The organism is Pseudomonas nitroreducens (genome assembly GCF_024170165.1).
In the GTDB taxonomy this organism is placed as follows: Bacteria; Pseudomonadota; Gammaproteobacteria; order Pseudomonadales; family Pseudomonadaceae; genus Pseudomonas; species Pseudomonas nitroreducens_C.
The window spans coordinates 199931-218847 of sequence record NZ_JALJXP010000008.1; the positions used below are offsets into that span (position 1 = coordinate 199931).

The window sequence follows — 18917 nt, forward strand, 5'->3', positions numbered from 1 at the left end:
TTGAACCGACCAAAATCGTCCTTATCTATCTGGCATCCCGGCGGGTTAGTCGTGACCAGGGGCACTCATCGCTCCGGCCCGCTCTAGAAAGGAAGGACGACCCTCATGCGAATAGACCGTTTGACCAGCAAGCTCCAGCTTGCACTCTCCGATGCCCAGTCCCTGGCCGTCGGACATGACCACCCGGCCATCGAACCGTTGCACCTGCTGTCCGCCCTGATCGACCAGCAGGGCGGCTCCATCAAGCCCCTGCTGATGCAGGTCGGCTTCGACATCCCGGCGCTGCGTACCTCCCTCAATAAAGAGATGGACACGCTGCCGAAGATCCAGAACCCCACTGGCGACGTGAACCTGTCGCAGGATCTGGCGCGCCTGCTCAACCAGGCCGACCGCCTGGCCCAGCAGAAGGGCGACCAGTTCATCTCCAGCGAACTGGTGCTGCTCGCCGCCATGGACGACAGCACCAAGCTCGGCAAGCTGCTGACCAGCCAGGGCGTCTCCAAGAAGGCCCTGGAAAACGCCGTGGCCAACCTGCGTGGCGGCGAAGCGGTCAACGACCCGAACGCCGAGGACTCGCGCCAGGCACTGGACAAGTACACCGTCGACATGACCAAGCGTGCCGAGGACGGCAAGCTCGACCCGGTGATCGGCCGTGACGACGAAATCCGCCGGACCATCCAGGTCCTGCAGCGCCGCACCAAGAACAACCCCGTGCTGATCGGCGAACCCGGCGTCGGCAAGACCGCCATCGTCGAAGGCCTGGCCCAGCGCATCGTCAACGGCGAGGTGCCCGACGGCCTGAAGGACAAGCGCCTGCTGGCGCTGGACATGGGCTCGCTGATCGCCGGCGCCAAATTCCGCGGCGAGTTCGAGGAGCGCCTGAAAGCCGTGCTCAACGAACTGTCCAAGCAGGAAGGCCGGATCATCCTGTTCATCGACGAACTGCACACCATGGTCGGCGCCGGCAAGGCCGAGGGCGCCATGGACGCCGGCAACATGCTCAAGCCGGCCCTGGCCCGTGGCGAACTGCACTGCGTGGGCGCCACCACTCTGGACGAATACCGCCAGTACATCGAGAAGGACGCCGCCCTGGAGCGCCGCTTCCAGAAAGTCCTGGTCGATGAGCCGAGCGAGGAAGACACCATCGCCATCCTGCGTGGCCTGAAAGAGCGCTACGAGGTGCACCACGGTGTGACCATCACCGACGGCGCGATCATCGCCGCGGCCAAGCTCAGCCACCGCTACATCACCGACCGCCAGCTGCCGGACAAGGCCATCGACCTGATCGACGAAGCTGCCAGCCGCATCCGCATGGAGATCGACTCCAAGCCGGAGGAACTCGATCGCCTGGATCGCCGCCTGATCCAGCTGAAGATCGAGCGCGAGGCGCTGAAGAAGGAAGACGACGAGGCCACCAGGAAGCGCCTCGCCAAGCTGGAAGAAGACATCGCCAAGCTTGAGCGCGAGTACGCCGATCTCGAGGAAATCTGGAAATCGGAGAAGGCCGAGGTCCAGGGCTCCGCGCAGATCCAGCAGAAGATCGAGCAGGCCAAGCAGGAAATGGAAACCGCGCGGCGCAAGGGCGACCTGGAAACCATGGCGCGCATCCAGTACCAGACCATTCCGGACCTGGAACGCAGCCTGCAGATGGTCGACCAGCACGGCCAGACCGAGAAGCAGCTGCTGCGCAACAAGGTGACCGACGAGGAAATCGCCGAGGTCGTCGCCAAGTGGACCGGCATCCCGGTGTCCAAGATGCTCGAAGGCGAGCGCGAGAAGCTGCTGCGCATGGAGGACGAGCTGCACAAGCGCGTCATCGGCCAGCACGAGGCCGTGGTGGCCGTCTCCAACGCCGTGCGCCGTTCCCGCGCAGGGCTGGCGGACCCGAATCGCCCCAGCGGCTCGTTCCTCTTCCTCGGCCCGACCGGGGTGGGCAAGACCGAGCTGTGCAAGGCCCTGGCCGAATTCCTCTTCGATACCGAGGAAGCGCTGGTGCGCATCGACATGTCCGAGTTCATGGAAAAGCATTCCGTGGCTCGCCTGATCGGCGCGCCTCCGGGCTACGTCGGCTATGAAGAGGGCGGTTACCTGACCGAGGCCGTACGCCGCAAGCCGTACTCCGTGGTGCTGCTCGACGAAGTCGAGAAGGCCCACCCGGACGTCTTCAACGTGCTCCTGCAGGTGCTCGAAGATGGCCGCCTGACCGACAGCCATGGGCGTACCGTGGACTTCCGCAACACCGTGGTGGTGATGACCTCGAACCTCGGTTCGGCGCAGATCCAGGAGCTGGTGGGCGATCGCGAAGCCCAGCATGCGGCGGTGATGGATGCGGTGAATGCGCACTTCCGTCCGGAGTTCATCAACCGGATCGACGAAGTGGTGGTCTTCGAGCCGCTGGCTCGCGAGCAGATCGCCGGCATCGCCAAGATCCAGATGGGCCGCCTGCGCAAGCGCCTGGCCGAGCGCGAGCTGAGCCTGGAGCTGAGCGACGAAGCCATGGACAAGCTGATCGCCGTCGGTTTCGACCCGGTGTACGGTGCGCGGCCGCTCAAGCGTGCGATCCAGCGCTGGATCGAGAACCCGCTGGCGCAACTGATCCTGGCCGGCAAGTTCAACCCGGGTACGCAGATCCACGCCAGGGTCGAGAACGACGAGATCGTCTTCTCCTGATCCATGCTCCACGAAAAAGCCCGCCAATCGGCGGGCTTTTGCTTTGGCTTTTCGTAGGGCCGAGGGAGCGCCCAGCCCTTGCTCGCGAACAGCTTTCGCAGCGGGGGTCGGGTTCGCGAGCAAGCTCGCTCCTACAGACTCCCACGTACTCCGAATCTCCCTGTAGGAGCGGGCTATGCCCGCGATCGCGCGCCTGGCGCGCTCCTGCAGGGGTTTCGGCGGTCAGCCGGTCTCGCGGGCGCCACCGAGCAGGACCAGCAGTTGCTCGATCAGCTCCGCCTGATCCTCGGCGATATCGATGATGTGGAAACCCGCCCAGCCCAGTTGGCCGTCGGTGCCGGCGCGACTCCACAGGCAATCCGCGCCCAGTTGTATGTCGCCGATTTCATCCAGTGGCGGTGCCGGCACGAGCAGGCATTCCCAGACCGAATCGGCCTCCGGCACCTCGACGCCGCAGAGCATGAACCCTTCGGCGGAGAGGTCGGCTAGCCGGCCCAGGCTGCGCCCGGAGTGGCGGTCGAAGACTTCCACGGTCAGCCCGGTCTGATGCCGGCTGTGCTGGCGACGTTCACTCATCGACTGCTCCTTCAGGACTGCGCCGGGCTGCGCCCGGACGTAAAGCGTTGCAAGACCCGGTAGATCGCATTCAGGGCACGATCCATCAGCGGGGCGGACTGTTCCGTCGGTACCAGGCGGACCTTGCCCGCCTCCATCTCCTGGGCCAACTGCACTATCGGTTTGACCGCCACCCGCTGCCCGGTGTGGTCGACGAACATGTAATTGCGTGTGGTCGGGCTGAACCACGACAGCTTGAGCCGGCGCGCCGGCGTGGTATCGCTGAATTCGAACCAGGTGCCGAATTCCAGATGGCTCAGTTCCTTGATCAGTACCCGCGCGCGCTCGGACAGCGCCTCGCCGTCAGGTTTGACCAGGGTATGGCCCTCGGCCCCGAGCATGGCGCCCAGCGGGCTCTCCGGCAGTTCCTGCTTGAGCTGCGCCGCGAGCTGCGGCTGTTGCGCCTGGATCGCGTGCTGGCAGGCCACCAGATCCTGCAGCAGCCGGCGGATGCCGTCCTCGTGGTAACCGCCGAGCACTTCCAGGCCCTTGCGCAGTTCCTCCAGCAGGGCCAGGCGGATCGCTTGCAGATGATCGCGGCCGGCGGCATCCAGCGGTGTCACGCTCCAGGCCAGCTGTTCTCCCACTTCGCAGGCACGTTTCCATTCGTCGCTGTGCTCGCCGCTGCGCAGCACGATGAAGGTCAGCGCATCGCACCAGCTCATTTCCAGGAAGTTGCGGACCAGCTCTGGCAGGTCGCGGTCCTGCGTCACCCTGGCGATGGCGTCCAGCGCCTGCTCGCGGGCGGCCAGCAAGCGGTCGCGGCCGCGGGCGGCCTCCATGGCCCGGCGTTCGCGCAGTTCGACTTTCTGCCGGAGGTTGGTGACGTACTCGTTGAACTCGACCAGCAGGTTGTCGAACAGCGACAGGTCGCCGACAAAGTCCTGGATCACTCGCTCGACCACCCAGTGCATCTTCGCCAGCAGGGCGCGCTCCTCGCCCTCGCCGCCATACAGCACGCCGGCCTGGGCCATGGCGTTGAGCAGCTTGCGCGCGGGGTGGTGATGCTGGGTGAACAACTGCTTGTCCAGCAGCGCCACCTTGAGGAAGGGCGTGTGCAGGTGGGAAAGGGTGGTCTTGCAGCTGTCGGGCAGGTTCTCGTCATCGAGGATGAAGTCGAAGACCATCCCCACCAGATCGATGACATCGGCTTCCCGGTCGGTCAGCCGGGTGTTCTTCGGTTGTGCGCTGCCGGCTTCCAGCTGGCGCTGCAGGTCGGCTTTCAGCGCATCGACCGGCTGCGGATGGCGCAGACGGTGGGACAGTTCCTGGGCGGACTCGCGCTGCAGGCGGTTCAGCGCCTCCAGCAGCTCGTTGGCACTGTAGGTGGTGGTGGCCGAGCTCGGGCCGAAGCTGACGATGCTCTGGGTGTTGCCGAACAGCGTGGCCTTGTCACCGCGCCGACGGCGTTCGGCGAGCAGCACCGCGAGGCCGCCGAACAGGGCGTTGCGGTCGCCCGGTGGCATATCCGGCATGTCGCTGGCGGTGTAGGGCGGCGGTGTTGGCGCTCCCCGGTCCATCTCCGCAGTGCTATTCCCGGTCACGGGCGGCTGCGGTGCCGGCGCGGAGGCCTGGCGCTGCGCTTGCGGGCGGTACTTCAGGTTGGGCAGGACACCGCCGTCGGCCAGGCGCTTGTTCAGCTGTTCATATAAAGGTTGCAGATGCTGCATGACCTGTTGATCGAACAGCACATAAAGGATGGTCTTGATCCGCAGCGGGAAGACACTGCGCGCCAGTGTGTCGCGGAACGCCTGGGCAATGGCCTGGGGGCCGAAGGGGTTGCGGTCCTCACCCAGCTTGCTGCCGTTGTTGAGCAGCGCCAGGCGCTGATCCAGTGCGAACAGCTGCTGGGCGCAGTGGGCGCGCACCTGGTTGACCATGTTGGTCACCAGCAAGGTTTCTTCATATTCGTCGTTGCCGACCAGGGTCAGCTGGTCCATGTCCAGCTCTTCCAGCGCCTCCGGAAGGGGCAGTTTGCCTTCGAGGAAGTCATTCAGGCCCTGCGCGATGCGCTGATGGTAGAAACGCTCAAGGTTCGGCCGCTCGCGGCGGACTTCGCGCATGGCGTCGAAGAACAGGGCCTGGACCTGGTTGTTCTCGGCTTTCTCGGCGCATTCGAAGAGCGTGTCGTCCACCTGGGCGAAGACATTACCCAGAAGCTCGGCGAGGTGATTCATCGCCAACTGACGGCAGCCCTGCACCAGTTCGCCGAAGCGCGGCTGGATCATCCGGCTGGCGATGGGGGAGGGTGGTGGGGTGTCCTTGTTGCTCATGGCCATCCTGTGCGTGATCGTTCCGTTTGCACCCGCGGTGGATCACTCGAGTTTTTCCATGCAGATATAGCAATCAGCCCGGCCCCCTGCAAAGCAGAGAAAAACTTTTTGGATCAGAGTGTTGACAGGCGTTTCGATATACGTAAAATGGCGCGCCTCTGATACGGGAAACCGGTGAAGCCGGAAGAAAGTAGAGGAGATTGAAAGGTTCGTCGTTCCGCGATAGCTCAGTCGGTAGAGCAAATGACTGTTAATCATTGGGTCCCTGGTTCGAGTCCAGGTCGCGGAGCCAACTTTCAAACGGGGTATAGCGCAGTCCGGTAGCGCGCTTGCTTTGGGAGCAAGATGTCGGGAGTTCGAATCCCCCTACCCCGACCAACATTTGGGTCGTTAGCTCAGTCGGTAGAGCAGTTGGCTTTTAACCAATTGGTCGTAGGTTCGAATCCTACACGACCCACCATATTAAGCTCGCAAGAGCTATGAAAAGCCCGCGGTCTCTTTGAGATCGCGGGCTTTTTCATTTTTCGCAATAATTCCCCTTGCTGATCCCATTCCTCGGACGTCAACGATGCGCCGGGTCGACGACTTTTCGTGCTCCAGAAATGGAACGATCGTCATACTTCGTCGCACATTTCCTCTTGCAAAAACGCTGCTGCGTCGATGTGTCGCAGGGTGTTCCCGGTCATTGCCGGGCTTTCGAAAGCATTCTTGATCGCCGTCATGGCAAGGTCTTTGCCAGATGCTTCGGTGACTTGAAATGACCTGCTCGTGGCGCGCTGTAACCCCCGTGGTTCATGGATTTGAAACATTTTCATGGCGTTCGTGGGAGGGCTTGGCTGGGTGGGAAATTCCTTTCACAGGTTACGTGATTTGATCGTTTTCTGAACGATCCTGGTCCGGACTGTTTCGCAGGATGAGAAAATATCTTGTTAAAAATGAAAGGTCAGGGCCTTGAAAGGGGTTTCTGAAATGCTTTGTAATACCCGCCGTCCATTTCCTACCCCCAAATCGCTGAGTCGCACTGACGTAAATCAAAGCCAGTGCTCACCCTTCGGTGCAGCGGCATAACAACAGGGGGCTGCCATCGGTGGGCTCCTGTCATAAGACGAGTCGGGCAATCCACTCGTGCATCCGGTGTGCGACGCGCGCGTTCTCACGAGCCGCCAGTCCAGACACCACACGCTGAATAACACGGAACGAATCAGCTGACGAAATCGGTTTCGCATCGCGAAGACCGGGCGAGTTCCCTTTGCCTGGAATCCGTGCGGCCGCGTTCGTGAATCCATGACAGCCCTGGCAGGCGGCTTGGAAAAGTCGCGGGTAACGAGTCGTCGAGCAATGCGTGGCGAAGACTCGTGGGCGGTGAAGCGATTTTCATCCACTAAGGCCGCAAGATGAAAAAAGAGCAGTACACAGGAATTTTGAAGAGACTTGCGCTGCTGCCGATGCTGATGCTCGGTGGTTGCAACATGGCGCTGTTCGACCCGAAAGGGCAGGTCGGCGCTGACGAGAAGTCCCTGATCATCACGGCAACCCTGCTGATGCTGATCGTGGTGGTGCCGGTCATCCTGATGACCCTCGGGTTCGCCTGGAAATACCGGGCTTCGAACACCAAGGCCACCTACATGCCGGACTGGTCTCACTCGACCAAGATCGAGCTGGTGGTATGGCTGGTTCCCTGCCTGATCATCGCCGTGCTCGGCTGGATCACCTGGGAGAGCACCCACAAGCTGGACCCGTATCGTCCGCTGGACTCCGAGGTCAAGCCGGTGACCATCCAGGCCATCTCGCTGGACTGGAAGTGGCTGTTCATCTACCCGGAACAGGGTATCGCCACCGTCAACGAAATCGCCTTCCCGAAAGACACCCCGGTGAACTTCCAGATCACCTCGGATTCGGTGATGAACTCGTTCTTCATTCCGCAGCTGGGTAGCCAGATCTACTCCATGGCCGGAATGATGACCAAGCTGCACCTGATCGCCAACGAAGAAGGCGTGTTCGACGGCATCTCCGCGAACTACAGCGGCGGCGGTTTCTCGGGCATGAAGTTCAAGGCGATCTCCACCTCCGAGCAGGGCTTCCAGGATTGGGTCGCGAAGGTCAAGGCCTCGCAGCAGACCCTGAACCTGGATCAGTACCCGGAGCTGGTGAAGCCGACCGAGAACGTCCCGGCGACCTACTTCGCCACCGTCAGCCCCGAGCTGTTCTCCCACGTGCTGAACAAGTGGGAACACGCCGGCCACGCGATGGCCAAGGCCCACGAAGCCAAAGAACAGGCCGAGAAGGGCAAGCACGGCGAAGCCGCGCATGACGAGACCGCCATGGCGGGCCACGACATGAGCAACATGCAAGGCATGCCTGGCATGCAAACGAATCCGAGCCAGGAGTAACCGCAGATGTTCGGGAAACTGACACTGTCGGCCGTGCCGTATCACGAGCCGATCATCGTCATCACGCTGGCCATCGTCGCCCTGTTGGGCCTCGGTGTGTTCGGCGCGATCACCTACTACCGCAAGTGGACCTACCTGTGGACCGAATGGCTGACGTCCATCGACCACAAGAAAATCGGCGTGATGTACATCATCGTCGCCCTGGTCATGCTCCTGCGCGGCTTCGCCGACGCCATCATGATGCGCGGCCAGCTCGCGCTGGCTGAAGGCGCCAACCACGGCTACCTGCCGCCGGAACACTACGACCAGATCTTCACCGCTCACGGCGTGATCATGATCATCTTCATGGCCATGCCCTTCATGACCGGTCTGATGAACCTGGCCGTGCCGCTGCAGATCGGCGCACGCGACGTGGCGTTCCCCTTCCTGAACTCCCTGAGCTTCTGGCTGCTGGTCGTCAGCGCCATGCTGGTGAACGTCTCGCTGGGTCTGGGTGAGTTCGCCCGTACCGGCTGGGTCGCTTACCCGCCGCTGTCCGAGCTGGCCTACAGCCCGGGCGTGGGTGTGGACTACTACATCTGGGCGCTACAGATATCGGGTATGGGTACCTTGCTCACGGGTATCAACTTCCTGGTCACCGTGTTCAAGATGCGTACCCCCGGCATGAAGCTGATGCAGATGCCGATCTTCACCTGGACCTGCACCTTCGCCAACATCCTGATCGTTGCGTCGTTCCCGATCCTGACCGCGGCCCTGGGCCTGCTGTCGCTGGACCGTTACTTCGACATGCACTTCTTCACCAACGAGCTGGGCGGCAACGCCATGATGTACATCAACCTCTTCTGGGCCTGGGGCCATCCTGAGGTGTACATCCTGATCCTGCCGGCTTTCGGTATCTTCTCCGAAGTCACCGCGACCTTCGCCGGCAAGCGCATGTTCGGCTACACCTCGATGGTGTGGGCGAGCGCCGCGATCACCTTCCTCGGCTTCACCGTGTGGCTGCACCACTTCTTCACCATGGGTTCGGGCGGCGACGTCAACGGCTTCTTCGGCGTTGCGACCATGCTGATCTCTATCCCGACCGGGGTGAAGCTGTTCAACTGGCTGTTCACCATCTACCGTGGCCGCCTGCGCTTCGACACCCCGATCCTGTGGACCCTGGGCTTCATCATCACCTTCACCATCGGTGGCATGACCGGCGTTCTGCTGGCCATTCCGGGTGCTGACTACCTGCTGCACAACAGCCTGTTCCTGATCGCTCACTTCCACAACACCATCATCGGTGGTGCGGTGTTCGGCTACCTGGCCGGCTTCGTCTTCTGGTTCCCGAAAGCCTTCGGCTTCAAGCTGGACGAGAAGTGGGGCAAGCGTTCCTTCTGGTGCTGGCTGGTCGGCTTCTACATGGCCTTCATGCCGCTGTACGTCCTCGGCTTCATGGGCATGACCCGTCGCCTGAACCACTACGAAAACCCGATGTGGCAGCCGTACATGGTGGTGGCTTTCTGCGGCGCCGTGCTGATCTTCTTCGGTATCGCCTGCCAGCTGATCCAGCTGTTCGTGTCGATCAAGAACCGCGAGAAGCTGGCCGACCTGACTGGCGACCCGTGGGGCGGCCGTACCCTGGAGTGGTCCACTTCCTCGCCGCCGCCGTACTACAACTTCGCCGAACTGCCGAAGGTCAACGACATCGACGCGTTCCACGAGATGAAGCAGACCGGTACCGCGTACCGCAAGCTGCCGGCCTATGCACCGATCCATATGCCGAAGAACACCGCTGCGGGCTTCTCCATCGCCGTGTTCGCCTTCCTCTTCGGCTTCGCTGCCATCTGGCACATCTGGTGGCTGGTGGGCGTTGGCTTCGTCGGCATGATCGCTTCGGTCATCGTGCGCAGCTACGTCACCGACGTGGACTACTACGTCCAGCCGGATGAGATCGAGCGCATCGAAAACGCCAACTTCCAGAAACTCGCCACCGCGCAGCAGGTATAAAACCATGTCGACGGCAGTACTGAATCAACACCTGGTCGATACGCACGAAGCGGCGCACGACCACGACCACGCTCACGACAGTGGCGGCATGACGGTCTTCGGCTTCTGGCTGTACCTGATGACCGACTGCATCCTGTTCGCGAGCGTCTTCGCCACCTACGCCGTGCTGGTCAACCACACCGCCGGCGGCCCGAGCGGCAAGGACATCTTCGAACTGCCCTACGTGGCCGTCGAAACCGCGATCCTGCTGATCTCCTCCTGCACCTACGGCCTGGCCATGCTGGCTGCGCACAAGGGCGCCAAGGGCAAGGCCATCGCCTGGCTGGGCGTGACCTTCCTTTGCGGCGCCGCGTTCATCGGCATGGAACTCAACGAGTTCCATCACCTGATCGTCGAAGGCTTCGGCCCGAGCCGCAGCGCCTTCCTGTCGTCCTTCTTCACCCTGGTCGGCATGCACGGCCTGCACGTATCCGCAGGCCTGCTGTGGATGCTGGTGCTGATGGCACAGATCGGTACCCGTGGCCTGACCGCGCAGAACAACACCCGCATGATGTGCCTGAGCCTGTTCTGGCACTTCCTGGACATCGTCTGGATCTGCGTATTCACCGTCGTCTACCTGATGGGGGCTCTGTAATGACCGCTGCTGCACATCATCACGACTCCCACGGTGCCGGCCACGGCGACCACGGCGCCGGTCACGGCAGCCTGGGTTCGTACGCCATCGGTTTCGTGCTCTCGGTGATCCTGACCGCGATCCCGTTCTACATGGTCATCGACGGTGGCTTCTCGCGTCACGCCACCCTGCTGACCATGGTGATCCTGGGTCTGGTTCAGGTCGTCGTGCACCTGATCTGCTTCCTGCACATGAACTTCAGCTCCGAAGGCCGCTGGAACGTCATGGCATTCATCTTCACCGCCATCATCATCCTGCTGGTGGTCGGTCTGTCGCTGTGGATCATCTACACCGCAGACACCCTGATGATGCCGATGCCCTGAGGGCCGATGCCGTGAAACTCAAGCGTTATCTCCTGGTCGCCAAGCCGGGCATCATCTTCGGAAACCTGATCGCGGTGGCGGGGGGATACTTCCTCGCCGCTCGCGGCAGTGTTGACCCGATGCTGCTGCTGGCCACCGTGATCGGCCTGTCCCTGGTCGTTGCCAGCGGTTGTGTGTTCAACAACTGCATCGACCGCGACATCGATCGCTTCATGGAGCGTACCCGCAGCCGTGTCACCGTGACCGGGCAGATCTCGCTGAAGGCCGCCCTGGCCCACGGCGTGGTCCTCGGCGCGGCGGGCTTCGGCCTGCTGGCGTGGAAGACCAACGTGCAGGCGACCCTGCTCGCCGCGTTCGGCTTCTTCGTCTATGTCGTGCTCTACAGCCTCTGGCTCAAGCGCAGTTCGGTCTACGGCACGCTGGTCGGCAGTCTCTCCGGAGCCATGCCGCCGGTGGTGGGCTACTGCGCCGCCAGCGGTCACTTCGACATGGGCGCGGCGGTGCTGCTGCTGATCTTCTGCCTCTGGCAGATGCCGCACAGCTACGCCATCGCGATCTTCCGCCTCAACGACTACCGTGCCGCCGGGATTCCCGTGCTGCCGGTGGAGCGGGGCATCGAAGCGACCAAGAAGCAGATCCTGTACTACGTCGTGGCCTTCGGCCTGGCGACCCTGCTGCTGACCCTGACCGGCTTCGCCGGCTACGGTTACCTGGTGGTGGCGCTGGCCGTCAGTGCCTGGTGGTTGTTCATCGCGGTGAAAGGCTTCAGTGCCGAAGACGACCGCCGTTGGGCTCGCCAGCTGTTCGCCTTCTCCATCATCGCGATCAGCGTGCTGAGCCTGATGATGTCCATCGACTTCCAGGCCATCCCGGCGCAGTCGATGCTGGCGGCGCTGTAAGGCTGCTCTGCTGCAACGAAAAAGCCGCCCCTCGGGGCGGCTTTTTTGTGTGCGCAGGATGGGCTTTTGTAGGAGCGAGCTTGCTCGCGAACCGCCCGAACACCGAAACCGACAGGAAGAGCGTTCGCGAGCAAGCTCGCTCCTACAGGTGGGGCGTGGTGCTGCCCCGGCCGTAGGAGCGGACTTTGTCCGCGATCGCTATCCGATCAATGCAGCTTCAAGCGCGGCTCGGTGCTGCGCCCGATGCGGTCCGCAATCATCAGCAGCGCCGTGCGGAACGGCCCATACAGCGCCATCTGGTGCATGCGGTACAGCGATACGTAGAACATCCGCGCCAGCCAGCCTTCGAGCTTCACGCTGCCCATCAGGTTACCCATCAGGTTGCCCACCGCGCTGAAGCGCGACAGCGAGATCAGCGAGCCGTAGTCGGTGTAGCGGTACTCCGGCAACGGCTTGCCTTCCAGGCGTGCAAGGATGGCCTTGGCCAGCAGCGAAGCCTGCTGGTGCGCGGCCTGGGCGCGCGGCGGCACGTTGCGATCGCTGCCATCGCCCATGGGGCAGGCGGCGCAGTCACCGAAGGCGAAGACGTTGTCATCGCGGGTGGTCTGCAGGGTAGGGCGGACCACCAGCTGGTTGATGCGGTTGGTCTCCAGGCCGTCGATCTCCTTGAGCAGGATCGGCGCGCGGATGCCCGCCGCCCAGACCTTCAGGCTCGCCGGAATGAACTCGCCCACCGCCGTGCGCAGGCCTTCTGCTGTCACTTCCTGCACTGCCGAACCGGTGAGCACACGCACGCCGAGCTTCTCCAGCGTCTGGTGCACCGGGCGGCTGATACGCTCGGGCAACGCCGGCAGTACGCGTGGGCCGGCCTCGATCAGGGTGATGCGCATGTTCTGCGGCTGGATGCCGCTCAGGCCGTAGGCCGCCAGTTCCTGCGCGGCGTGGTGCAACTCGGCGGACAGCTCGACTCCGGTAGCCCCCGCGCCGACGATGGCAACGCTGATCTGGTCGTCCTTGTCCTGCCCGGCATGGGCGCGCAGGTAGTGGGTCAGCAGCTGCTTGTGGAAGCGCTCGGCCTGCTCGCGGGTATCCAGGAAGATGCAGTGGTCCGCAGCGCCCTGGGTGCCGAAGTCATTGGTGGTGCTGCCGATGGCCAGGACCAGGGTGTCGTACTCCAGCGCGCGCGCCGGCACCAGCTCTTCGCCCTGTTCATCGAGCGTGGCGGCGAGCTGGATGCGCTTGCCCGCGCGGTCCAGGCCGGTGAGGCGGCCGAGCTGGAATTCGAAGTGGTTCCATTTCGCCTGGGCGACGTAGTTCAGCTCATCCTCGGAAGAGTTGAGCGAGCCAGCGGCGACTTCGTGCAGCAGGGGTTTCCAGATGTGCGTGAGGTTGGCGTCGACGAGCGTAATGCGCGCCTTGGCCTTTTTACCCAGGGTGCGGCCGAGACGGGTCGCGAGCTCCAGCCCGCCGGCGCCGCCGCCGACGATCACGATACGATGGGACATGGTGCATTCTCATAGCTTAAGGAATCCTGTATCGGCCCGTGGCGGCACGGCGCTCACGCAAGGTAGGCCAGGAGGCGGCTCAGCAAACCCAGGGCGATGACTACCGCGAGCAAGGCCCCCATCATCAGCCAGGGTTTGAACGGCGCGCGTTGGACCTGGTGGACGGGAGAGCTGAGGTACTGATCGACCTTCTGCTGGTCTTCGGGGCTCAAGCGACTGGGCATGGGCGGCCTCCGTTTATAATGTCGAGCATTCTAGTAGGGCTTGGGCGGCCTCTCAATGCGCCGCCGATCAATGCAGCTTTGCGCCGGCGCCTATTTACAGGCCGACGCCCATGTCGAAAAGGATGCTGCGTCCCAGGCTGCCGCGCAGGAAGTCCGGCGCGTCACTGTGGGCGAAAAGCACGCGGGCGAAGGTCGGCCCGACCACCGACAGCGAGCGCCAGCCCTGGCGCAGGTACTCGGTGGGCGGCGGAAAAGGGGTGTTGAAGTCCGGCGTCTCGCGCTTGAGGCTGACGAAGGCGAGCAGGTCCAGCTCGCGCGGGTCGATGCCGCGTTCGGTGTAGTTGTGCGCTTTCTTGCGCAGCGTCGGCGCCAGGCGCGCCTGCAGTTCCGCGCAGGGAATCCGCCGTGGCCGCTGCTCGCGACGAATCAGCTGGTTGAGGCTCTGGGCCATGCGTCGGCGCAGCAGTTCTTCCTTCCACTCCTCGTTGAGCCGGCGGCCCTGGTCGAGCACGAAGAACACCTCGAAGGTGGCGTCGCGGAACAGCACGTCCGGGGGCTGCTGCGTGGGGGCGACGAAGTCTTCCTGGCGATAGGGCACCTTCAACGCCTGCAACAGGCGCTGGCAGGCCCAGCACTCCCGTTCCCACTTGCGGGCGTTGGAAAGGAAGTCGTTGGCTTGTTCCGCCTGGCGCGTCAGCAGGCGCAGATAGTCGGACTCGTTCATGCCTCAAGCATAGTTGCTGGCAAGCGCGGGCGGGCGCCGACGGCGGTGTAGACTGTTGCCAATCATTGGCGGTTCCGGGCAAGGGGGAAGCGTGAGACGAGTGCTGGGCGGGATGCTGTTGATGGTGCTGGCGAGCCTGGCGTTGGCGCAGGAGTCGCCGGCCGTTGGCTGGACGCTGCTGGATCAGTTTGACAAGCCCTACACGGCGAACGCTGACCTCAAGGTGTTGCTGGTCGCCCACGACATGGCCGGCTCGAAGCTGATGAAAGCAGCGCTGGCCGAGCGCCCGGCGGGCTATCTCGAGGCGCGCCATGCAGCCTTCGTGGCTGATATCAGCCGCATGCCCGCGCCCATCTCGAAGCTGTTCGCCATCCCCGCCATGCGCGACTACTCCTACCGCGTGCTGCTCGACCGCGAGCCGCGTTTGGCCAACCGCTTCCCGGCCCAGGCCGACGCGGTGACCTGGCTGCAACTGGACCAGGGCAAAGTCGTCTCGACGCATCAGTTCGATTCGACCGAAGCCTTGAGTCAGGCGCTGGAGCGGGGCGCGCCGTGATCGCCGCGCAGCTGCTGTCGGCGGAAACCCTGGAGATCGGCTGGGCGATCTACCTGCCCATTGTCGCCTGGGCCATCTGGCGCGCGCCCTGGCTCGAACTGGTCAGCGATTTCCGCCGCCAGCACCTGGTGTTCGGTACCATGCTCGGGCTGTTCCTGCTTTGGCTGGTGCGGCGCGACTTCGCTTCCGGGGTGTCCTTCCATTTCATCGGCATGACTGCGGTGACCCTGCTGCTGGACTGGCCGCTGGCGATCCTGGTAGGGCTGGTTGCGCAGCTGGGGCTGTGCGCCATCGGCCGCCAGGACTGGGCGGCCCTCGGCGTCAACGGCATCCTGCTGGTGCTGATTCCGGTGGTCATCACTGAGCTCGCGGCGATCTTTGTCGAGCGCCGACAGCCACGCAACCTGTTCGTCTACATCTTCTGCTCGGGGTTCTTCCCGGCGGCGCTGGCAGCGGTCTGCAGCCTGCTGCTGGGGCTCGGCCTGCTGTGGATGGACGGACTGTTCCCGATGCCGCCGTGGATCGAGGACTTCATCGGCTACCTCTGGCTGATCATGTTCCCCGAAGCCTTCATCAACGGCACCATCGTCACCGGGCTGGTGGTCTTCTACCCGGACTGGCTGGAGACCTTCAACCGCACGCGCTACCTGCAGGCGCCGTGGAAGGATGACGATGAGCCGCGCTGATGTTCAGCCATCGGCGAGGTCCATGGCTCCGGCGGTTTGATCCAGATCAGTTCCGCAGCCTCCCAGGATCAGGGAAGCTTGGCCCCCATTCGCAAGGAGATTGCCGATGAGCATTCACAGCTGGGCCGAACAACGCCTCCACGAACTGCTGATCGAAGCTGAAGCGGGCGGGCAGGACCCGCAACTGGTCGTGCGCGCGCTGCTCAGCGCGGTAGTGCAGGCCAACGCGCAGGTGCGCACCCAGGAGGACCTGGGGCACGAACTGCATTTCCTCGCCGACAACCTGGATGAAGAGCGGGACTACGCCTTCATGCGCCCCTGAACCCAAAAGGCCCGCAGATGCGGGCCTCTTTCATTCCTACGAAAAGCCTAACCATCGCGCACAAAAAAGCCGCCCAACGGGGCGGCTTCATGAGTGGGCTCAATGCCCGCGCGGATTCTCAAGATCGCCGGAGAACAGCTCGTCCTCGAGATTGTCGCCGGGGATGGCGTGATCTTCCGCCGCCCAGGCGCCGAGGTCGATCAGCTTGCAGCGGTGCGAACAGAAGGGGCGAAACTCGCTCTTGGCGCTCCACTCCACGGGGGCACCGCAGGTGGGGCATTCCACGGTCAGGGGTTGGCTCATGGTTGTCCTCCACGCAGGCCTAGATAGAACTGATGCAGACGCTCGACCTGCTGGTGCAGGTGGCCGAGGTCGCCATCGTTGAGCAGCACGTCGTCCGCGTGCTTGAGTCGGTCGTCGCGCAAGGCCTGGGCCTTGAGAATCGAGCGGACCTGTTCTTCGGACACCTGGTCGCGGCGCATGGTGCGCTCCAGTTGCAGGTGTTCCGGGGTATCCACTACCAGCACACGCTGGGTCATGCGGTGTTGCCCGGACTCCACCAGTAGCGGCGAGACCAGGATGGCGTAGGGCGATTGCGCCTGCGCCAGGTTGCTGGCGATTTCCTGGCCGATCAGCGGGTGCAGCAGCTGTTCCAGCCAGCGGCGTTCGTCTTCGGCCTTGAAGATGCGCTCGCGCAGGGCGGCGCGGTTGAGCTGGCCGTCCGGCAGCAACAGGGCGTCGCCAAAGCGCTCGACGATCTTCGCCAGGGCGGGGCGGCCGGGTTCCACCACCCAGCGTGCGGCGTGGTCGGCGTCGACCATGTGAATGCCCAGCGAGGCGAAATGCTCGGCGGCGGCGCTCTTGCCGCTGCCGATGCCGCCGGTGAGGCCCAGGATCCAGGGTTTCATGCTTCTCCTTTCAGCCGGCCCGAAGGCCGTCCAGATGCGCCGAGGAGACTCGGCGCAGGAGAAGGCTAGCGGAAACCGGCGAACTGCAGATAGGTCGCGGTTATTTGATCACCCCAGAGCAGCGCAATCCAGCCGGCAATGGCCAGATAGGGGCCGAAGGGGATGGGCGTACTGGTTTCGGCGTTGCGCAGACGCAGCATGATCACGCCCAGCACCGCGCCCACCAGCGACGAGAACAGGATGGTCAGCGGCAACACCTGCCAGCCACCCCAGGCGCCGAGCATGGCCAGCAGCTTGAAGTCGCCGTAGCCCATGCCTTCCTTGCCGGTGATCAGCTTGAACAGCCAGTACACCGACCATAGGCTCAGGTAGCCGAACACTGCGCCCCAGAGCGCGTCGCCCAGGCTGGTGAAGAGCCCGAAATGGTTGACGATCAGCCCCAGCCACAGCAGCGGCAGCACCAGGGCGTCCGGCAACAGCTGATGATCGACGTCGATCATGCTCATCGCCAGCAGGCCCCAGGTCAGCAGCAGCATCGCGCCGGCCTGCCAGCCAAAACCGTAATGCCAGGCAATGAAGGCCGACAGCACGCCACAGGCCAGCTCGACCAGCGGGTAGCGCTTGCTGATCGGCGCCTTGCAGGACGAGCACTTGCCGCCCAGCGCCAGCCAGCTGGCCACCGGGATGTTCTCCCAGGGCTTGATCTCGTGGGCGCACTGCGGGCACTGGGAGTTGGGCAGGACCAGGTTGTAGGTCGGGAGCTTCTCGCCCTCCGGCAGGCCGAGGGTCTCTCGGGCCTGCTGCTGCCAGTCGCGCTCCATCATCCGCGGCAGGCGATGGATCACCACGTTGAGGAAGCTGCCGACCAGCAGGCCGAGGAGGGTGACGCACAAAACAAAGGCCAGCGGGGTGCTGGCCAGGAAGTCGAGAACAGGCATGAGTTAGACGACGTTGCCCAGTTGGAAGATCGGCAGGTACATGGCGATGATAAGACCGCCTACGAGAACCCCCAGAACCGCCATGATCATCGGCTCCATGAGGGTTGTCAGGTTGTCGACGGCGTTGTCGACTTCTTCCTCGTAGTAGTTGGCGACCTTGTCGAGCATGGCGTCCAGTGAGCCGGACTCCTCACCGATAGCAGCCATCTGGATGGCCATGCTGGGGAATACGCCGGTGGTACGCATGGAGAAGTTCAGCTGCGTACCGGAGGATACATCCTGCTTGATCTTGTTTACCGCGTTGCGAAAGACCACGTTACCGGTAGCTCCGGAAACCGAGTCCAGAGCCTCGACAAGTGGTACCCCGGCCGCGAACGTAGTGGAAAGTGTACGAGCGTACCGCGCCACTGCGGACTTGTAGACGATGTCGCCAACGACAGGCACTTTCAATATGCCGCGGTCAACTGCGTCTCTGAATGGTTCCGACCGCCGATATGCTTCCTTCAGCATGAAGGCAATGATGAACAGTGCGATCAGGACGATGAACCACCACGCCTGAAGAACCTCGGAGATGGAGATAACGAAGCGGGTGAAGGCAGGGAGCTCTGCTCCGAAGTTAGCGAAAACTGATTGGAATTGTGGTACTACCTTAATCAGCAGGATGGCCGACACAATAACGGCAACCACGACGACTGCGATGGGGTAGGTCATCGCCTTCTTGATCTTGGCCTTGAGCGACTCGGTCTTTTCCTTGTAAGTAGCGACCCGGTCAAGCAGGGTTTCCAGTGCGCCAGACTGCTCGCCGGCATCCACGAGATTGCAGTATAAGTCATCGAAGTAGAGCGGTTTCTTGCGAAGAGAGTTGGCAAGGCTGTTACCCGATGCCACTTCTTGTTTGATCTCGTCGACCAACTTGCGCATGTTTGGATTTTCGAAGCCCTCGCCGATGATGTCGAAGGACTGGAGCAGCGGAACGCCGGAGCCCATCATGGTTGCCATCTGGCGGGTGAACAGGGCGATGTCCATGGGCTTGATTTTTTTGCCCTTACTCAGCAGCGAAATGCCCTTTTTACGTACCTTTGTCGGGTTAATGCCCTGCTTACGAAGCTGTGCTTTGACCAGCGCAGTATTCGGCCCGGAAAGCTCCCCTTTGATTTTTCCGCCCTTTCGATCAGTGCCTTCCCAAACGAAGGTGCTGGTCTTCAATGCTTTTTCCGCCATG

19 protein-coding genes and 3 tRNA genes are annotated in these 18917 nt (G+C 63.0%); 12 read left to right on the forward strand and 10 right to left on the reverse strand.

The window, feature by feature from the left end:
* Nucleotides 1–105 precede the first annotated feature (105 nt).
* The gene (clpB, locus tag J2T47_RS17810; RefSeq protein WP_253449435.1) at nt 106–2670 is read left to right on the forward strand and encodes an ATP-dependent chaperone ClpB; all 2565 of its coding nucleotides are present in this window, start codon (nt 106–108) and stop codon (nt 2668–2670) included.
* 222 nt (nt 2671–2892) lie between these two features.
* Here the strand turns inward: clpB and J2T47_RS17815 are convergent, their stop codons facing one another.
* Nucleotides 2893–3246, reverse strand: coding sequence for a PilZ domain-containing protein (locus J2T47_RS17815; RefSeq protein WP_253449438.1), 354 nt, complete (start codon nt 3244–3246; stop codon nt 2893–2895).
* An 11-nt stretch (nt 3247–3257) separates the two neighbouring features.
* The gene (locus tag J2T47_RS17820) at nt 3258–5558 is read right to left on the reverse strand and encodes a DUF1631 domain-containing protein (RefSeq protein ID WP_253449441.1); all 2301 of its coding nucleotides are present in this window, start codon (nt 5556–5558) and stop codon (nt 3258–3260) included.
* A 216-nt stretch (nt 5559–5774) separates the two neighbouring features.
* Between J2T47_RS17820 and J2T47_RS17825 the strand changes: the two genes are divergently transcribed.
* The 3 genes from J2T47_RS17825 to J2T47_RS17835 all read left to right on the forward strand — a co-directional run bounded on the left by J2T47_RS17825 (nt 5775) and on the right by J2T47_RS17835 (nt 6018).
* A tRNA-Asn gene (locus tag J2T47_RS17825) sits at nt 5775–5850 on the forward strand.
* A 9-nt stretch (nt 5851–5859) separates the two neighbouring features.
* Nucleotides 5860–5936 (forward strand) — tRNA-Pro (locus J2T47_RS17830).
* Nucleotides 5937–5942: 6 nt separating this feature from the next.
* Nucleotides 5943–6018 (forward strand) — tRNA-Lys (locus J2T47_RS17835).
* Between the two features lie 154 nt (nt 6019–6172).
* On the opposite strand, the gene J2T47_RS17840 is transcribed toward J2T47_RS17835, so the two are convergent.
* The gene (locus J2T47_RS17840; protein WP_253449444.1) at nt 6173–6373 is read right to left on the reverse strand and encodes a hypothetical protein; all 201 of its coding nucleotides are present in this window, start codon (nt 6371–6373) and stop codon (nt 6173–6175) included.
* A 579-nt stretch (nt 6374–6952) separates the two neighbouring features.
* On the opposite strand from J2T47_RS17840, the gene cyoA reads away from it, so the two are divergent.
* Genes cyoA through cyoE form a run of 5 tightly spaced genes read left to right on the forward strand, consistent with a single transcriptional unit; the run spans nt 6953 to nt 11832 of the window.
* Nucleotides 6953–7948 (forward strand): ubiquinol oxidase subunit II, encoded by a 996-nt coding sequence (cyoA, locus tag J2T47_RS17845; RefSeq protein WP_253449447.1) that lies wholly within the window; start codon nt 6953–6955, stop codon nt 7946–7948.
* 6 nt (nt 7949–7954) lie between these two features.
* A complete protein-coding gene (gene cyoB / locus J2T47_RS17850; protein ID WP_253449451.1) occupies nt 7955–9937 on the forward strand; it encodes a cytochrome o ubiquinol oxidase subunit I in 1983 nt (660 codons plus the stop codon).
* Between the two features lie 4 nt (nt 9938–9941).
* Entirely contained in the window at nt 9942–10571 is a 630-nt protein-coding gene (gene cyoC / locus J2T47_RS17855) for a cytochrome o ubiquinol oxidase subunit III (RefSeq protein ID WP_015475724.1), read from the forward strand.
* A complete protein-coding gene (cyoD, locus tag J2T47_RS17860; protein ID WP_081517365.1) occupies nt 10571–10933 on the forward strand; it encodes a cytochrome o ubiquinol oxidase subunit IV in 363 nt (120 codons plus the stop codon). Before cyoC ends, cyoD begins: the two co-directional genes overlap by 1 nt.
* Before the next feature lie 11 nt (nt 10934–10944).
* A complete protein-coding gene (cyoE, locus tag J2T47_RS17865; protein WP_253449454.1) occupies nt 10945–11832 on the forward strand; it encodes a heme o synthase in 888 nt (295 codons plus the stop codon).
* Between the two features lie 206 nt (nt 11833–12038).
* Here the strand turns inward: cyoE and J2T47_RS17870 are convergent, their stop codons facing one another.
* From J2T47_RS17870 to J2T47_RS17880, 3 genes are all read right to left on the reverse strand, one after another.
* On the reverse strand, nt 12039–13337 hold the full coding sequence (locus tag J2T47_RS17870; RefSeq protein WP_253449457.1) for an NAD(P)/FAD-dependent oxidoreductase: 1299 nt from the start codon (nt 13335–13337) through the stop codon (nt 12039–12041).
* Between the two features lie 53 nt (nt 13338–13390).
* Nucleotides 13391–13561 carry a DUF3094 domain-containing protein gene (locus tag J2T47_RS17875; RefSeq protein WP_017516731.1) on the reverse strand — a complete coding sequence of 57 codons (171 nt, stop codon included), beginning with the start codon at nt 13559–13561 and terminating at the stop codon, nt 13391–13393.
* 94 nt (nt 13562–13655) lie between these two features.
* The gene (locus tag J2T47_RS17880; protein WP_045209488.1) at nt 13656–14285 is read right to left on the reverse strand and encodes a DUF1780 domain-containing protein; all 630 of its coding nucleotides are present in this window, start codon (nt 14283–14285) and stop codon (nt 13656–13658) included.
* Nucleotides 14286–14406: 121 nt separating this feature from the next.
* On the opposite strand from J2T47_RS17880, the gene J2T47_RS17885 reads away from it, so the two are divergent.
* The 3 genes from J2T47_RS17885 (at nt 14407) to J2T47_RS17895 (ending at nt 15849) form a co-directional block, all read left to right on the forward strand.
* A complete protein-coding gene (locus J2T47_RS17885; RefSeq protein ID WP_253449692.1) occupies nt 14407–14841 on the forward strand; it encodes an FAD/FMN-containing dehydrogenase in 435 nt (144 codons plus the stop codon).
* The gene (locus tag J2T47_RS17890; protein ID WP_226046021.1) at nt 14838–15527 is read left to right on the forward strand and encodes an energy-coupling factor ABC transporter permease; all 690 of its coding nucleotides are present in this window, start codon (nt 14838–14840) and stop codon (nt 15525–15527) included. The genes J2T47_RS17885 and J2T47_RS17890 overlap by 4 nt, the downstream gene beginning before the upstream one ends.
* Before the next feature lie 106 nt (nt 15528–15633).
* Nucleotides 15634–15849: a hypothetical protein gene (locus J2T47_RS17895; protein ID WP_192431662.1), complete on the forward strand. Its 216-nt coding sequence runs from the start codon at nt 15634–15636 to the stop codon at nt 15847–15849.
* Between the two features lie 99 nt (nt 15850–15948).
* Here J2T47_RS17895 and yacG read toward each other — a convergent pair whose 3' ends face one another.
* The 4 genes from yacG to J2T47_RS17915 all read right to left on the reverse strand — a co-directional run bounded on the left by yacG (nt 15949) and on the right by J2T47_RS17915 (nt 18916).
* A complete protein-coding gene (gene yacG / locus J2T47_RS17900) occupies nt 15949–16152 on the reverse strand; it encodes a DNA gyrase inhibitor YacG (protein ID WP_138212199.1) in 204 nt (67 codons plus the stop codon).
* Nucleotides 16149–16757: a dephospho-CoA kinase gene (gene coaE / locus J2T47_RS17905; protein WP_253449460.1), complete on the reverse strand. Its 609-nt coding sequence runs from the start codon at nt 16755–16757 to the stop codon at nt 16149–16151. Before coaE ends, yacG begins: the two co-directional genes overlap by 4 nt.
* A 65-nt stretch (nt 16758–16822) precedes the next feature.
* Nucleotides 16823–17695 (reverse strand): prepilin peptidase, encoded by an 873-nt coding sequence (locus J2T47_RS17910; protein WP_253449464.1) that lies wholly within the window; start codon nt 17693–17695, stop codon nt 16823–16825.
* Between the two features lie 3 nt (nt 17696–17698).
* Nucleotides 17699–18916: a type II secretion system F family protein gene (locus J2T47_RS17915; RefSeq protein WP_253449467.1), complete on the reverse strand. Its 1218-nt coding sequence runs from the start codon at nt 18914–18916 to the stop codon at nt 17699–17701.
* Between the last annotated feature and the right edge of the window lies 1 nt (nt 18917).

Coding starts and splice junctions, on each gene's coding strand:
- J2T47_RS17880 (WP_045209488.1), bottom strand. CDS start 14,285: ATGAACGAGTCCGACTATCTGCGCCTGCTGACGCGCCAGGCGGAACAA.
- J2T47_RS17815 (WP_253449438.1), bottom strand. CDS start 3,246: ATGAGTGAACGTCGCCAGCACAGCCGGCATCAGACCGGGCTGACCGTG.
- J2T47_RS17870 (WP_253449457.1), bottom strand. CDS start 13,337: ATGTCCCATCGTATCGTGATCGTCGGCGGCGGCGCCGGCGGGCTGGAG.
- J2T47_RS17840 (WP_253449444.1), bottom strand. CDS start 6,373: ATGAAAATGTTTCAAATCCATGAACCACGGGGGTTACAGCGCGCCACG.
- yacG (WP_138212199.1), bottom strand. CDS start 16,152: ATGAGCCAACCCCTGACCGTGGAATGCCCCACCTGCGGTGCCCCCGTG.
- cyoD (WP_081517365.1), top strand. CDS start 10,571: ATGACCGCTGCTGCACATCATCACGACTCCCACGGTGCCGGCCACGGC.
- J2T47_RS17875 (WP_017516731.1), bottom strand. CDS start 13,561: ATGCCCAGTCGCTTGAGCCCCGAAGACCAGCAGAAGGTCGATCAGTAC.
- J2T47_RS17895 (WP_192431662.1), top strand. CDS start 15,634: ATGAGCATTCACAGCTGGGCCGAACAACGCCTCCACGAACTGCTGATC.
- cyoB (WP_253449451.1), top strand. CDS start 7,955: ATGTTCGGGAAACTGACACTGTCGGCCGTGCCGTATCACGAGCCGATC.
- J2T47_RS17820 (WP_253449441.1), bottom strand. CDS start 5,558: ATGAGCAACAAGGACACCCCACCACCCTCCCCCATCGCCAGCCGGATG.
- J2T47_RS17910 (WP_253449464.1), bottom strand. CDS start 17,695: ATGCCTGTTCTCGACTTCCTGGCCAGCACCCCGCTGGCCTTTGTTTTG.
- cyoA (WP_253449447.1), top strand. CDS start 6,953: ATGAAAAAAGAGCAGTACACAGGAATTTTGAAGAGACTTGCGCTGCTG.
- J2T47_RS17885 (WP_253449692.1), top strand. CDS start 14,407: ATGGTGCTGGCGAGCCTGGCGTTGGCGCAGGAGTCGCCGGCCGTTGGC.
- clpB (WP_253449435.1), top strand. CDS start 106: ATGCGAATAGACCGTTTGACCAGCAAGCTCCAGCTTGCACTCTCCGAT.
- cyoC (WP_015475724.1), top strand. CDS start 9,942: ATGTCGACGGCAGTACTGAATCAACACCTGGTCGATACGCACGAAGCG.
- J2T47_RS17915 (WP_253449467.1), bottom strand. CDS start 18,916: ATGGCGGAAAAAGCATTGAAGACCAGCACCTTCGTTTGGGAAGGCACT.
- coaE (WP_253449460.1), bottom strand. CDS start 16,757: ATGAAACCCTGGATCCTGGGCCTCACCGGCGGCATCGGCAGCGGCAAG.